The organism is Clostridium sp. CS001 (assembly GCF_020443565.1).
GTDB lineage: Bacteria > Bacillota > Clostridia > Clostridiales > Clostridiaceae > Clostridium_AD.
The window spans coordinates 17,866-33,616 of record NZ_JAIZZN010000020.1; the positions used below are offsets into that span (position 1 = coordinate 17,866).

Consider the following 15,751-nt stretch of genomic DNA (forward strand, 5'->3'; position numbering starts at 1 on the left):
CCCCTCTATCTTTCAGCTAGACACCTTCAAATAAATAACAAGTCAAAGATGCTAACATATTTATTAATCGCAACTTATCTTTTATTTAATTATTTTCTAAAATCTTTTTAGCTAAAGCAATGCCGAGTTCTATATAATTATTCTTTTGTCCTGAAAGTTGCTTTTTAATAATTTCTCCTTGGACTTCATATATTCCAAGCATATGCATAGTTTCGCCTTCAAGATACGCATATGCCCCTATGCAAGAATGACAATCTCCATGAAGCGTTGCCATGAAGCTTCTTTCTGCATCTACGCAAATTCTAGCCTCATTACAATCTAACTTTTTAATCATATCTATTTGTGGATGATTTTTAACCATCTCAATACCTAATGCACCTTGCGCTACTGCTGGTACCATATCAGTTGGTTCAAAATAATTAGTAATTATATTCTCCATATCTAGCCTTTTTAGTCCTGCTGCTGCTAATATTATACCATCTAGATTTTCCGTTTCTATTTTCATTATCCTAGTCTGTACATTCCCTCTTATAGGTACAATTTCTACATCTGGTCTTAGTATCTTAACCTGCGCACCACGTCTTATACTACTAGTACCTATTCTTGCACCCTTAGGTAAGTCGTAGAAGCTAATGTTATTAAAGGCAATAAAAGCATCCCTAACATCTTCTCTAACTGGAATTGCCACTATTTCAAACTCCTCTGGTATATCATATGGTACATCTTTCATGCTATGCACTGCAATATCAGCTCTTTGCTCTAGCATTGCAATCTCAATTTCCTTTACAAAAAGTCCCTTACCTCCTATTTTATCTAATGTAACATCTAATATCTTATCTCCCTTAGTTTCAATAAGTACCTTTTCACCATCAAAGTTAAGCTTTTCTTTAATCATGTCAATAACAGTATTTGCTTGTACTTGGGCAAGCTGACTTCTCCTAGTTCCTATATTAATTTTCAAATCCTATTCCCCCTTAACTCTCAACTATTTCAATTTCAGATCCATAAAACATTTCCAAAATAATATTTTGTACTCCCTTAGTATAAAAAAAGTAGAAATCCTCACTGCATATAAAATTCATAATTGCTTTCTTACTCTCCAACTTCTTTACAATATTTCTTATACCAGAAGTATACTCTATAAAATCATTGTATTCTAGTAGCTTATCTTCTATAATCTTTGACATAAATAGCGCTGTTTTAGGGCTACTACTTTTAGTATGTAATGCAAATTTCATATTAGGCGTGTGCTTTTGAACTGGCGTTACAAATAATCCTTCTTTATAATTAGCACAGTAAATATACAGCTTGCTTTTTTTATCACAGTGTAATTTTATAGCATTATTGGTTTCTTCATTATCTGTAGCAATAATGACAATATGGTTATGCTCTATATAACTTTCATCATATTCACCTTTTATTAACCGTATGTTACAGATTTCTTTTAAAGGTGCAAAAACAATAGAGAAGTCCTTTGATACCACTGTAACATTACAGCCTTCTTTGGAAAATGTTTTGCACTTTATAAAAGCCGCTTCTCCTCCGCCAACAATAAGTACATTTATCTTACTGGATATTAATGAAATCATAGTGTAATTTATATCTGGAAAATCCTGCTTATTATATCCACACATTCTTTAGACCTCCCTTTTAAATGTTCCTCCTTTAATACCTTAATAGCTTTATTTACATAGGCATCTGAAGTACTTTTTAGAAGTAGCTCTGCTAACTTTTCATTGTCCACAGTTTCTTTCTTGTGCTTAAAGGTTTCTAGTCTTTCTTTGTAAACATCGTCTCCATTGATTTTCATCTTTTTTATAAATGGAGATATTTCTTTTACAGCTTTCCAATCTATATATTCTTTTATTGCTTTATCCACAATGTTCCTGTTTTCCTTCATTGAAGCTTTTCTTCTTTTGTAGTTATCATCATGGATGTTACGTAACATATCTATGTCATATACTTCATACAAAGAATTTTTGCTTATAATTTCTTCAATATCTCTTGGCACTGCTAAATCAAATAATAATAAGTTCTTGTTTGGTAACTCATTTAGATGAACCACAATATGAGGCGCTGATGTGCATGATATAACACAATCTACTTTTTCATAATATTTATGTCTATCTACAAATGGTATTATTTTTACTCTTGGATCCTCTATATTCAACTTTTGAGTATTTCTTACTGCTATGTATAGTACCTCTATTTTGCCTTCTAGCAAGTATTTTGAGGTTAGTTCCCCTACACTTCCATACCCTAGAAGCATGAAGTTTTTGTGCCCCCTGTCTATTGCCTGCTTAGCTACCATGGAGGAGGATGAAACTGGTATATCACTTATCTTAGATTTAGTTCTAAACTCTTTGCCACAAGCAATGGCATTTTCGAAAAGCCTCTGTAATTCTTTTTTAATTACATTTGATCCTTTTGCACTCTTTGTGGCTTCATAAGCATCCCTAACTTGACCTAATATCTGGTCTTCGCCAAGCAATATAGAATCAAAGCCACAAACCACCTCCATTAAGTGTTGTATTGCTTTTTCTTCCTTATAGTTGAATATATATTTCATTAAGTTCTTATCCCAATTTAGAACACTAAAAATCTTCTCCACTATATCTTCATCCTTAGATTTAAAGTATATTTCTACCCTGTTGCAAGTACTTAAAATAACCGCCTCTTCACAAATATTTAAAAGAGCTTCTAGGCACCTTTCTTGATGCTTTGGTATAATAGAGAATTTTTCTCTAATTCCTATCTCCACATCATGCTTTAGTCCTATAAGTTGTATCATCTTATCATCTCCAAAAACTTATAACTATTACTCATACATACGCATATTGCAAATAGCATTAATAAATAAAACATTGCACAATACATCAGTTTTATTGTAGCTATTATATGTTCTTCATCTAATTCTTTTAATTTGTTGCCTATTGTTGGTTTGTATACTTTCTCTCCAAAATACACATTTTCACCGCCTAATTGAACTTCCATGGCTCCTGCTGCTGCGCCTTCTGGATAAGCACAATTAGGACTTTTATGATTTTTTCTATCCCTTATCATTACCTTTATGCTTTCCTTAATGCTCCCACCAACTAGTGGCGCTGAAAGGCAAATTAAAAATCCTGTTATTCTTGCTGGTATAAAGTTAAATATATCATCTGTTTTCGCTGGGAAAAATCCAATATCTTTATATTTTTCATTCATATATCCAAGCATAGAATCCATAGTATTTATCCCCTTATACATCATAGCTAGGGGTGCTCCCCCAAGTATTGCATAGAGAATGGGTGCTATAACTCCATCTGCTGTATTTTCTGCTATAGTCTCCACATCTGCCCTTATTATCTCATCTTCGCTAAGATCTTTTGTCTCTCTTCCCACAATGTATGATAATTTAACCCTTGCATCCTCAATATCATTTTTAGCTAAGGAATCATATACCTTTTTACCTTCTTTATGAAGACATCTAGCAGCAATTGTTGTCCAAAGCAATATTATATTGATAATATGATATAACCAAAAAATATCCTTGCAAGCTTGTAGAATTATGAAAGGAACTAAAAAACTAGAAAGTGCTATTATAACTACAATAATTCCTCCAAAAGCTTTAATTTGCTTATTTGTTTTACATAGCTTTCTGCCCAACTTATCTAACTTTGAAATAAACTTTCCTATATATATCACTGGATGCGGAAACCAATTCGGGTCTCCAATTAATAAGTCTAACATAACCGCTAATATTAAATCTATTAAGTTCATCACATTTAGTATTGCCATATTAATTCCTCTCAATCTTGTGCTATCTTGATTTACCATATTATTCCTATTGGTCCTATAGTCATGAACCGTCCCCAATCTTTTCAACCCCTCAGCCAAAAGTTGTGAACCGTCCCCACCCTTTTATCTTTTAATCCCCATAATCTTATAAATCTCATTCATATCTATACTAGACCTTACTATGTCTGCTAGCTTGTCTAGTTCTTTTTCTCTAAGACTTTCATATACATCAGATTTTCTAGGTTCCATAGCTTTTTTTATTCTTAAAGTGTTAACAATGTATTCTCTAAACTCAACGCCATCAAAAATCCCATGAATATATGTACCCATAATATTTCCTGTAGCATTAATTGCTCCATCATGACAAGAAGCATTACCTCCATTCTTATTATATATTTCAAAAAGTGGTTTTGCACTTTGTCCATATTTACAGATCCCCATATGTATTTCATAGCCATAGACTTCAACATTGGTGCTACTAGAACTTATGAATTTATCTTTGTTACTTAGGGAGCTATCTAAATTAAAAGGTTTCATATTAGTGCTACGAGCATTTACTCTTGTAGTTATCTTTTCTTCTTCAAATACTGTATCTATATCTAAGAGCCCCATGCCACCTATATTTTTGGAATTTGTTTCTACTGCATAAGGGTCACTTAAGCTATTTCCTAGTATTTGAAAGCCTCCGCAAATACCTAATATATTGCCTTCTATACTATATTTCACTATAGCTTCTTCAAGACCTGAATCTCTTAAAGCAATTAAATCATCAATGGTATTTTTAGTTCCTGGTATAATAAGTAGGTCAGGAGTACCTAGTTCTTCTTTAGTTGTTACAAATCTAACTGACACATCTTGTTCAATCTTTAAAGCGTCAAAATCTGTAAAGTTGGACATATGTGGTAGCTTTATCACTGCAATGTCAATATCTGCAGTAATCTTTTTATTGAATTCTACTGCGCCATCTTCATCTTCTAAATCTAGTCTAAAGTAAGGTACAACACCTGCACATGGAACATGTATAATATCCTCTAGCATTGTAAGCCCTGGCTTTAAGATTTCAATATCGCCTCTGAATTTATTTATAATAGTAGCTTTAATTCTTTTTTTCTCTTCTTCCTTCAGTAAAAGCAAAGTCCCTGCAAGTGATGCAAATACTCCGCCCTTATCGATATCTCCTGCTAATATTACTGGAGCATCTATAAGCTCTGCCATTCCCATATTTACTATATCTCTATCTCTTAAGTTAATTTCTGCTGGGCTTCCTGCTCCTTCAAGTACTATAATGTCAAACTTTTTTTCTAATTCTTCAAACTGTTCTTTTAACATATCTTTAAATTCAAGTTTCATATTATGATATTCCATAGCAGTGCTATTTCCAAAAACCTTCCCATTAACAATGATTTGACACTTTTTATCTGATGTAGGTTTTAATAATATTGGATTCATAAATACCTCTGGTTCAAGTCCAGCTGCATAAGCTTGAAGTACCTGTGCGCGACCCATTTCTTTTCCATCCAATGTAATATAAGAGTTAAGTGACATGTTCTGTGACTTAAAGGGACATACAGAAAATCCATCTTGTTTAAAAATCCTGCAAAGTGCCGTTACTAATATACTTTTCCCCACTGATGAGGCAGTTCCTTGGACCATTATCTTTGCCATTACTATTTCCCCCTTCTTTATCTCTATATGAATTCTTGATACAAAGTAAAAATTCCCTTTAACAAAGCGTTAAAGGGAAATAATAATAAATATGCTCACTCTTATAAAACTATCAAATAAGTCTATATTATAACGCCCTCTCTATTACTCGTAGAGTTATGGTGCAAAATATAGGCAGGTCTTCTGACTTAAGAATCATTATTTAAGTACGCCTTCCCTGTTTCCAAGTGACATATTGTACATAAATTCATCTAATACAGCTACGAGATAGTTCAGGATTTCAACCTAATTCCCTTTAATCAAATTTGATTAAACCTATATCTTATTATTAAATTTTATTATGGATATTTAACCTTTTAATCATATCATTATCTGATTAATATATCAATGATTATAAATATACTCATTACTTAGTTTATCTATCTTTTCTAATCTATTTACTTTAATAACTGGAATTATCACAGATTCTCCACTTTTAGTATCTTTGTATTCTCGCTCTCCTAATATACCTTCTATACTTATAAATTCACCCTCATTAAGTACAACTTCTCCTTTATAATCACACAAAAGTCCTACTATCTGAACATCTGCCATACAACAGCTTACAAGTATTCTGGATAATATAAACTCTTCTTCCATTAGCCCCTTTTGTTTATATATGAAACCTTTCATATTAATTGCTCTGTCAACATACTTACACGAATTCCCATATATATCTTCGTAATTACTTATAAAGTCCTCATTAGTCATAATAACAGTTTCACCTTTTGATAATTGTGAACTTTTTAAGACATTATTTTGAGGAGTATTAGATTCATAATCACCATGATTATGTTTTTCATCATGCTCGCATTGCTCTGTACCATCTGTTAAAGTTGTATGTTTATGCTTTAAATTATTAATCTTAAGTTGAGATGTTAATGAAAATCCTTTATTTATTACAGTAGTAGCACTGATTTCTTCAGTTCTTACGAATATCCCTAGAGCAATTGGAATCAAGAACATAAAACATCCAAGCTTAAATGATTTCGGTTTTTTATCACTAAATATATTTTTTATTTGAAATATAGCCAATATAACAAAAAAGACTACTGAAAACTTTACGTATTTAACCATTTTAGGATGGACAAACAAGGTTATTTTACCTGTGCTTAAATTCATGTAAAAGTAATAAGTAAACGCTATTAGTATTAAAAACCATATTAATTCATTTAAATCTAACTTTTTTTTCACGTATTATTCCCCCTTTAAGATTTCTGTAGTTAGATAAATAGTGGTTTTAGCAGATATCTTCACTAAATAGTATTTATAAAGCTAAAATATTGTTTAGCTTATCAAGGGGAACCAGGTTTGCTATTACAGCTAAAATAAAACAAATAGTAATTATTAGAAAAATTAGTTTAACTACAAAACTTGATTTAAAACTACCACAAAGCATAATTGTATTTTTTATATCTATCATAGGTCCCAATATTAAAAATCCTAAAATGGAGCCAGTAGTAAACTGTCCTAAGAAACTTCTAGCTACAAAGGCATCTGTTTCTGAACAAATTGATAAAACAAAAGCCAGTATCATCATTACTATTATTGAAGATAAAACTCCACCACCCATAGATAGTATAAATTCTTTAGGTACGAAAACTTGCATACATGTTGATAAGAACACTCCTATAATAAAATATCTACCTATGTCATATAACTCCGCACTAGTATGTGCTATTATTTCTTCTATGCTTCTTATAACTTTATTTTTGTGAGTGCTACTATTATTGCAGTGTCCACAAGAACAATCTCCACCATTTACATTTGAATGACTATGACTGTGTTTAATCGCATTAGCACTTTTGTGACTGAGTATATTATGATTTTTAAAATTATTTTTTCCCTTACCTATGATCCCTATAGGGCTTTTTATCTTTTCCGTCTTAAATGGACTATCCTTATGTAATGCTCCTATAAGAAAACCTATTGATATTGCACCAACCATACCAAACATTGCTCTTGCTATTACCATATATGGCATGCCCATGAATGCATAATGTGTTGATAATAAAACTACAGGATTCATTATTGGCACTGATAACATAAATGTAGTAGCAATATTTAGAGGAACTCCTTTCTTAACAAGTCGCCTAGTTATGGGAACAATAGCACACTCACAAACTGGAAAAACAAGGCCAACCACTGATGCAATCAAAACTCCAATAAATTGGTTTTTAGGAATAATTCTCGCAATAATTTCCTCAGACACAAATATTTGAATTACAGATGAAACTAGTGCTCCAATCAAAATAAAGGGAATTCCTTCAAACACTATACTAAGAAAAATCGTAGAGAAATCATTAATAACCCTAGAATCCAATTTAATAATATTAGTGCCATTCACGAAATATATTCCCAGTAGTAATATTATGATGAGACTTAAAATCTTTATTAATGTAATCTCACTACTATAATTTTCTTCATTATCATAAGTCAAGTTATCAACCCCTTGCCATAAATATTTATACATTCTTAACTAATATATTATCAAAAGTTACATACTATGCTATAAGGGTTAACATCTTACTATATTGTAATTTTATAATAATAATTTGAATTTTATTAAAGCTATATTTATAGTGCACATATATATTTGTTAACAATTTGTCAATTTCTATTGATTTTAGTAATAATTTATTCTATCATATTAATATGTAGGTAAATTCAACATGAAACAATCCTTGTGGCATTAGCCCTTATATAAATTAGAAAAGGAGTAATCAAAATGAAATTTAAAAAATTAAAATCAAAGAACACTAATTCGAAATCGTTTTCAAGTATAAAGTCCAAAAAATTTAAGTTAAATAGCATTCGTACTAAATTAGTTGCTGGCATGATAGCAATCTGCGTAATTCCATTGATTATTTTAGGAGTTGGTTCTTATAATCAATCAAAGTCAGTCCTTGATGATAAACTAAATCTTACAAGCACACAAACACTTACAGAGATAAACCTAGGCCTTGTTGATTATCTTAATGGATTTTCTAACATTGTTTCATTTATGTCAAATAATATTATTTTTGTAAATGCTGACACTGCTGATAACTTAAAATACGTGCCCCCTCTGTTGGCCGATGCAAAAAAAAGCGACGGAGTTATACTTTCTGTCTATTATGCAACTGCTTCTGGTAAATTCGCTACATATCCCCCTGAAGAAATATCCGCTGACTATATTGCAACTGAAAGACCTTGGTACAAACAAGCATTAGAAAGTAAGGGACAAGTAATAATTACCCCTGCGTATAAAGATGCTGTAAGCGATAATAATCTTGTTACTCTTGCACAAACAGTAGAAAAAAATGGACAAGTAGTTGGTGTAATAGGAATGGATTGTGTTCTAACTACACTAGCAGAACGAATAGCTACAAAAACGGTAGGTAAATCAGGCTATATTTTTCTTGCTGATGCATCAGGCAATATTTTAGCACATCCAAACACAAAACTTATTAACACAAAAGAGGCTTCAAAATTATCCTTTTGGGATAAAGCAAAGGTAGAAAGTGCTGGATTTGTTAAGTACTCAGATAATGATAAAAATATGTTTGGCGCCTTTCAAACCAATTCACTAACAGGTTGGAAATTAATAGCTACCTTAGATGAAAAGGAATTATCCGCTGATACAAATTCTATATTGAAAACGACTTCACTAATAATATTTATAATGGGCTTAATTGCAGTGATTGTATCTTTATTCTTAAGTAAGGGAATTTATCATAACATACAAAAATTAAATGCGGCATTTGCTAAAGCTTCAAATGGTGATTTAACCGTATCTATAACAGCTTCAACAAAAGACGAATTTAAGGATTTATCTATATCCTTTAACTCAATGCTACATAATATATCAGAACTTATGAATGATGTGACTTTGTCATCTAACACTGTGCTAGAAACCTCAACAAATCTTGCTAGTATGTCACAAGAGGTAACAACTTCTATACATCAAGTGGCAAGTGCAATAGGTGACGTTTCCATAGGGGCAACTGAGCAAGCTCAAAATGCTCAAAATGGTGCTACCCAAATGGAAGACCTATCTAACAGATTAGATAAAATTAGTGTTAACTCAAATGAAATGAATAAAATCTCAAGGGTCACTAAAGACTTAGGCTCAAAAGGACTATCCATGATAAACACCTTAATTGAGAAATCAAACAAAACTAAGACGGCTACTGCAGAGGTTAATCTTTTAGTTCAAGATATGAGCGAAAGTACTAAGCAAATAAACGCTATTTCTCAAACCATTGCTGACATAACAGAACAAACTAACCTTTTATCCTTAAATGCAAGCATTGAATCTGCACGTGCAGGTGAAGCCGGCAGAGGATTTGCTGTAGTTGCAGAAGAAATAAGAAAACTTGCTGATCAGTCAAAGACTTCAACTGAAGAAATAAAAGTAATAATCGCAAGTATACAACAAAAATCTGAAGTAGCAGTAAACGCTATTGCTTCAACTGAATCTATAGTAACGGAGCAGGATTTGGCTGTAAATCAGACGCAGGATATATTCAGTGAAATTCTTAGTTCAATTGAAGTAATGATTAATAAAGTTGAAGAAGTTAAACTATCCATTCTTGATATAAACGAGAAAAAAAGTTCTACAGTATCAGAAATTGAAAATATTTCATCTATATCTGAAGAAACAGCAGCTGCTTCAGAAGAAGTTACCGCTTCAACAGAGGAAATAACAGCTACTATGGAGGAGTTTGCTAAACACTCAAAGGAACTCCAAACGTTAGCAGAACACTTAGAATCCGAACTGAATAAATTTAAAACTAACTAGAAAAATATCCACACTAATGTCGATTTCTATGACTTTAGTGTGGATATTTATGTTTATAACCTTATCTATACTTTCAAAAAATAAACTGTTATCTATAATAATTTAGCTTGTAAAAACATAGTTTTCATACCTAGCCCAGTGAATTTAGCTTCATATTCTGTGACTACATTTTTTTTAAAATCACTATGATGTAAATCATAAGTTGAAAATAATATTTCAAAACCACATTCTTTGAAATACTCCAAAGAATGATTAAATAACTCTGTATCATCTGTTTTGAACCAAACTTCTGATCCACTTTTTAAGAACTCTTTATAGTTAGTTAAAAACTTACTATGAGTTAATCTTCTTTTGTTATGTCTTTCTTTTGGCCAAGGATTACAAAAGTTTATATAAATTCTGCTTATCTCATCTTTTTCAAATACATCATCAATAAGAGCTATATTTAATGGCATAAGCCTTACATTTATATTTTGTTCCTTTTCTACTTTCCTTACTTCTATTACTTTCCTAAGGGCTACCACTAGCACTTCATCTTTTAAATCTATACCTACAAAATTAATATTAAGGTTTTGCTTAGACTTTTCTGCTATAAATCCACCTCTACCGCAGCCTAATTCTAAGTGTATTTCATTATTATTTTTAAATTCCTCATTCCATTTTCCCTTATGATCGTACTGATCCGTTATTACAATATGACTAGCTTCCATCTCTGGCCTAGCCCAATATTTTTTTCTTAGGCGCATATATTTCTCTCCTTATACTAATACATCATTTTATAAAATTTACTTTTTTATTATATCACAGTAACCTTACTAAACAAGCTTTATAAATCGAAAAAATAAATTAAATATGTTGGATTAAAGCCTACGAAGTTCAATTAATCATGAACCGTCCCCAACTTTTCGCAACCTTACTAAACAAGCTTTATGTTTATAAAGACCGATTCCATATTCCACTTAAATAATTCCTATAATTCCTAGCATGTTTGTAAAGAAATAAAATAAATAGTTAGCTGGTATTCCAACTATATAAGTAAAAATTGATTGTTGATTGGGTAATATCGGAAATATTAATGCCATAAATATTAGAAATTGATATCTATAAATTGAATCTGATATACTATAGAAAAACTTGGGAAATAAGTCCCTTACTATGTGAAAACCATCAAATCCAGGTATTGGAACCAAGTTAAGAAAAAACAACACGCAGTTTAGTTGTCCGGTAATAAATATTATACTTCCAATAATATCATTTAGAGTACCTTGCAATGGTGAAAATCTTGTAAATAGTACATATAAAATTGTAAATATGAAACCCATACCTAAGTTTGCCAATGGACCTGCTATAGAAACTTTCAAATCATCTTTATAGTAATTTTTATAAGCACTTGGGTTTGTCTGAACAGGCTTTGCCCATCCAAATCCCATTATTAGGATAAGTATAAATCCCATAGGATCTATATGTGCCATTGGGTTTAGTGTTAGCCTTCCTTGAAATCTCGGAGTTTTATCTCCTAACCTATCTGCTGTAATAGCATGTGCATACTCATGAAAAGTGAATGCTAATAAAATTGCTGGTATCATCAAAATCTTATATAATATTTGTCCTGTTCCCAAGTTTATCACTCCTTATATTCCTAATTTATTGGTATCAACTACCACTTATTCTTTTTCAAATCTGCAATATATCTATTATAACAAAGTTTCTTCCTATTTCAAATTTATTATTATTAAACCCAACAGATCAAGGCATAAATATTTTCTTGCTCAAATTATAGATATATAATTAAAAGTACCGTGTAGACAGTATTTTACTATACTGTCTACACGGTATCTCATTGTGAAATTCTTTTTTAAGCGGCAGTTGCTACTTTTGAAGTAGTAACTTTTGTGTACTCCTTGTAAATGTAACCTACCTTGCCATTGTAATTAATTTTATACCAAGAACCAACCTCTCCAACAACTTTAACTACTGTGCCTTGGCTAAATACTCCAAGTTTCTTTGAAGATGCTGAAGCTGTTTCTCTGATGTTTAATCCACTTTTAGCAGTAATCATAACATACTGTTCCTTAATAGGTAACGCTGGTACTTTTACTACCGGTGGTGTTACCACTGGTGGTGTTACTACTGGTGCTCCTATTACTGGCGCAGCACCTGAAACAAGATTATTCTTGTTTACAACCGATATACTCTTAACCACTTTTAATTCTTTTACTAATGCTTCTCTTATTGGAACCATAGTATCTACTACCTTTGTTGCACCTTTGAAGTCAAACTTATCTCCGCCTGTAGCCATAAAATCGTTAGTTACTACAGAATAAGTTTTACCCATTTCAACTGGTGTTCCATCTTCTAAAATCATAGCTGTAATTTTGTTACCAAATTCAGCTTTTGAATCATAGTATACTTTAACTCCACCGATTTGAACCCAACCAATTTCTTTATTATCTATTCCATTTTCAATTACTCTCTTTAAATCAGAACCTTTAAGTTCCATTGTAACTAATGTATTATCAAATGGCATAACTTCATACATGTTACCCATTGTAATATTCCCAGCAGCTACTGGAACTCTTAATCCACCGCCATTAGTTATACCAATTTGTGTACCTGCCACTTTTCTCATAACATCAGTTGTCCATTGTCCAAGAAGTGAAGTGCCTGGAACGTTTCTATCATGAGGTAGTTCCTTATCTGTTGTTCCTAAAACTTCTCCAAGTACAGGTTTTAAATCTTTAGAATATTTATCAGCAATTGCTTTTACAGCAGCATCTTCTACTAAAGTAGTTGGTCTATTATATAATTTATCCAATGATGCTACTATACCTGCTAACTTTCCATTTTCATCAACCTTAATAGTTAATCTACCCAAATCTCTTCCTGAGTAATATGCCTCAACTATTGGAGTATTGTTAACTGTTCCACATACTTCCATATGTGTGTGAGCTGCAATAACTGCATCTATGTTTGCAACGCCACAAAGGTCAGTAGCCTCTCCAGTAATTTTACCCTCTTTATCTTGTGAAGCTCCTAAATGAGTTAATGCAATAACTACATCTGCTCCATTATCTTTTGCAACTTTAGCCCATTCTTTTGCTGAAGCTACTGGATCCTTAAATTCTAAGTTTTTAACATTCTCTGGACTAGTTTTGTAAGCTGTTTCTGGTGTTGCAAGTCCAACAAGCCCTATTTTAAATCCACCTTTTTCAACTATCATATATGGCTCAGCCCATGTTACTGGCTTGCCAGTAGTTTTATCATAGATATTTGAAGCCAGGAATTTATATCCTCCATCTTGTGCCCATTTAGCTATCTTATCAGTACCCCAATCAAATTCATGATTTCCTACTGCTGATGCTACTACACCAACTGCTTTCATCATTTCGTTTACAGGTGCTCCATAAGTTAAGTTAGACATTGCACTTCCTTGGAATAAATCCCCTGCTGCCACAACTATAGTATTAGGATTTTGTGCTTTAACTTTGTTTATTTCTCCTGCAAATTTAGCTATACCAGAGTTCTTATCTGTTGCTGATGATTGCAATACTGCGCCATGGAAGTCATTAAATGTAAGAATGTTAATTCCATTAGCAGCTAATACATCATCATAAGTAACCGATTTCACATTTGGCGTTCTTCCATCTGCTGACCTTGGTAATTGTAATTTACCACTATTGATTAACTTTACTGCAAATGCTGCTTTAGTAGCATCCACTTCATTGCCGATTATTTTCCAGTTGTTATCTAGCTCTGGAGTTATAACTCCACCCTTTTCATCAACAATATAATCTCTTATTAAATCTCTTATTCTTCCAGCATCACCCATTGTTTTCGCTGAGTCATATACTACTTCTACACCTTCACCCTTAAATAAACCTGATGTTTCATTAAGTAGTGTTGTACTAGCTCTGTAATTATTAACTGCTAAAGTTAATACATCTGTATCTTTTATTGTTGTTCCGTTAGTTCTAGTTAAATTAACTATTCTTTTTCCTGGTTCTTTTGATATGTCTACATCATATTTAACTCCTGAAAGCATATCATAGTTGTAATCTCTTATTTTTTCATTAAAGGAAACTGTTAAATCTCCTGGTTTAAAAGTATTGTAATAGCTAGCTGACCACTCCATATATCTCTTTAATTGCTCACCATTTACTTTTAGTGTCATTAAAGTATTATCAAATTTGTATATATCAGCTGTACCAGCTTTAATTATTTTACCTTCTTTGATATTTGCATCACTTTTAAATGCAGCTGCTGAGGATATTTCAGCTTTACCATAGAACATTTGAACTTTGTTAATTAGATCTATCATTGCAGTATCTTGAACTTGTGCTGTTGGAATTCCCTTAATTGCGCTTGCTGGAACTAAATCTCCGCCTTTAAGTTCTCCAATAACAATTTTAGCATCTGCAATAGCTCTATCACTATATGGTTGTAATTTAGCTGAAAGCTCTGCATCTGCAACCGCTGTCTTACCACCTACAGGTGTTACAAGAACTACAGCTGATTTAGCTTCTGTAACAGAATACTTACCATCAGCATTTTTAGTTACTTTAATATCAATTTTTGATAATTGAGATCCACCATTTTTAGGTTCAGTAATAATAACATTTCCTTCTTTAACCTGAGCAATAGATGAATGTGCATGTCCAGCTACAATAGCAGTTAGTTCTGGGCAAGCTTTAGCTAATTCTCTAGCACTGTCGCCATTTCCATACTCTTCATTTTCGCCTGCATGAAGTGCCACTACCATTACATCAACTTTGCCTTTAAGCTCAGCTACTACTTTTTTAGTTTCTTCGACTGGATTTGTTACTGTATAGCCTACTAAGTTAGGCCCGTCCCATTTTGTTATATGTGGAGTTACCATACCGATAATAGCAATCTTTACTCCATCTTTTTCTATAATCGTATATGATTTTCCTAATGATTTGCCATCTTTATCAAAAACATTACCATTAAGAGCTGTTCCTTTGAATTTTGATGCAATCTTTTGTAATGTTGGAATTCCATAGTTAAATTCATGGTTTCCGAAAGACCAAGCATCATATTTCATTTCATTCATGGCAAGTACCATTGGATGAATTTCATCATTATTAAATAGTGATGATGAATTATCTTGAATAGTATCACCATTATCTACCAAAATGGTATTTGGATTTGCTACTCTTAAATCTTTAATAATTGTTTGTAATTGAGCCATACTTCCTGTTAGGTCTGGTGCATTAACAGCGTAGTCATAAGGTACAAATCTACCATGCAAATCACTAGTTGCAAGTATTTGTAGATTTACTTCATTGCCTGTTGCTGCATGAACATTAACTGGTTGAACAAAAGTTAAAACCATCATTAATGTTAATAACCATGCTGTAAGTTTTTTCCCCTTAAAATTAATAAACAAATAAACCCCTCCATTCAATAAATATGAGACCTACCCTACATTTTCATATATAACTACATTATTCATCTACATGAAAA

At 32.0% G+C, this 15,751-nt stretch carries 11 protein-coding genes and 1 riboswitch; of the genes, 1 reads left to right on the forward strand and 10 read right to left on the reverse strand.

All coding sequences use genetic code 11. From position 1 onward, the window contains the following. Nucleotides 1–85: 85 nt before the first annotated feature. The 7 genes from hemC to LGK97_RS13175 all read right to left on the reverse strand — a co-directional run bounded on the left by hemC (nt 86) and on the right by LGK97_RS13175 (nt 7,924). On the reverse strand, nt 86–961 hold the full coding sequence (gene hemC, locus LGK97_RS13145) for a hydroxymethylbilane synthase (RefSeq protein ID WP_226260227.1): 876 nt from the start codon (nt 959–961) through the stop codon (nt 86–88). 13 nt (nt 962–974) lie between these two features. Next, nucleotides 975–1,634, reverse strand: a complete 660-nt coding sequence (locus LGK97_RS13150) for an NAD(P)-dependent oxidoreductase (protein WP_226260228.1) — start codon at nt 1,632–1,634, stop codon at nt 975–977. Next, nucleotides 1,598–2,791, reverse strand: coding sequence for a glutamyl-tRNA reductase (hemA, locus tag LGK97_RS13155; protein WP_226260229.1), 1,194 nt, complete (start codon nt 2,789–2,791; stop codon nt 1,598–1,600). The genes LGK97_RS13150 and hemA overlap by 37 nt, the downstream gene beginning before the upstream one ends. Further along, nucleotides 2,788–3,780: an adenosylcobinamide-phosphate synthase CbiB gene (gene cbiB, locus LGK97_RS13160; RefSeq protein ID WP_226260230.1), complete on the reverse strand. Its 993-nt coding sequence runs from the start codon at nt 3,778–3,780 to the stop codon at nt 2,788–2,790. Before cbiB ends, hemA begins: the two co-directional genes overlap by 4 nt. A 123-nt stretch (nt 3,781–3,903) precedes the next feature. Further along, nucleotides 3,904–5,445, reverse strand: a complete 1,542-nt coding sequence (locus LGK97_RS13165) for a cobyric acid synthase (RefSeq protein WP_226260231.1) — start codon at nt 5,443–5,445, stop codon at nt 3,904–3,906. A gap of 155 nt (nt 5,446–5,600) precedes the next feature. Further along, nucleotides 5,601–5,779, reverse strand: a riboswitch (cobalamin riboswitch). Between the two features lie 50 nt (nt 5,780–5,829). Next, nucleotides 5,830–6,678, reverse strand: coding sequence for a TIGR03943 family putative permease subunit (locus tag LGK97_RS13170; protein WP_226260232.1), 849 nt, complete (start codon nt 6,676–6,678; stop codon nt 5,830–5,832). A 73-nt stretch (nt 6,679–6,751) separates the two neighbouring features. After that, nucleotides 6,752–7,924, reverse strand: coding sequence for a permease (locus LGK97_RS13175; protein ID WP_226260233.1), 1,173 nt, complete (start codon nt 7,922–7,924; stop codon nt 6,752–6,754). A gap of 342 nt (nt 7,925–8,266) precedes the next feature. Here LGK97_RS13175 and LGK97_RS13180 point away from each other — a divergent pair, with 342 nt between their 5' ends. Further along, the gene (locus LGK97_RS13180; RefSeq protein WP_226260270.1) at nt 8,267–10,267 is read left to right on the forward strand and encodes a methyl-accepting chemotaxis protein; all 2,001 of its coding nucleotides are present in this window, start codon (nt 8,267–8,269) and stop codon (nt 10,265–10,267) included. Between the two features lie 92 nt (nt 10,268–10,359). Here LGK97_RS13180 and trmB read toward each other — a convergent pair whose 3' ends face one another. The 3 genes from trmB to LGK97_RS13195 all read right to left on the reverse strand — a co-directional run bounded on the left by trmB (nt 10,360) and on the right by LGK97_RS13195 (nt 15,674). Next, a complete protein-coding gene (trmB, locus tag LGK97_RS13185) occupies nt 10,360–11,013 on the reverse strand; it encodes a tRNA (guanosine(46)-N7)-methyltransferase TrmB (protein ID WP_226260234.1) in 654 nt (217 codons plus the stop codon). Between the two features lie 213 nt (nt 11,014–11,226). Continuing rightward, nucleotides 11,227–11,853, reverse strand: a complete 627-nt coding sequence (locus LGK97_RS13190; RefSeq protein WP_264175042.1) for a site-2 protease family protein — start codon at nt 11,851–11,853, stop codon at nt 11,227–11,229. Nucleotides 11,854–12,122: 269 nt separating this feature from the next. Then, on the reverse strand, nt 12,123–15,674 hold the full coding sequence (locus tag LGK97_RS13195) for a 5'-nucleotidase C-terminal domain-containing protein (protein WP_226260235.1): 3,552 nt from the start codon (nt 15,672–15,674) through the stop codon (nt 12,123–12,125). Between the last annotated feature and the right edge of the window lie 77 nt (nt 15,675–15,751).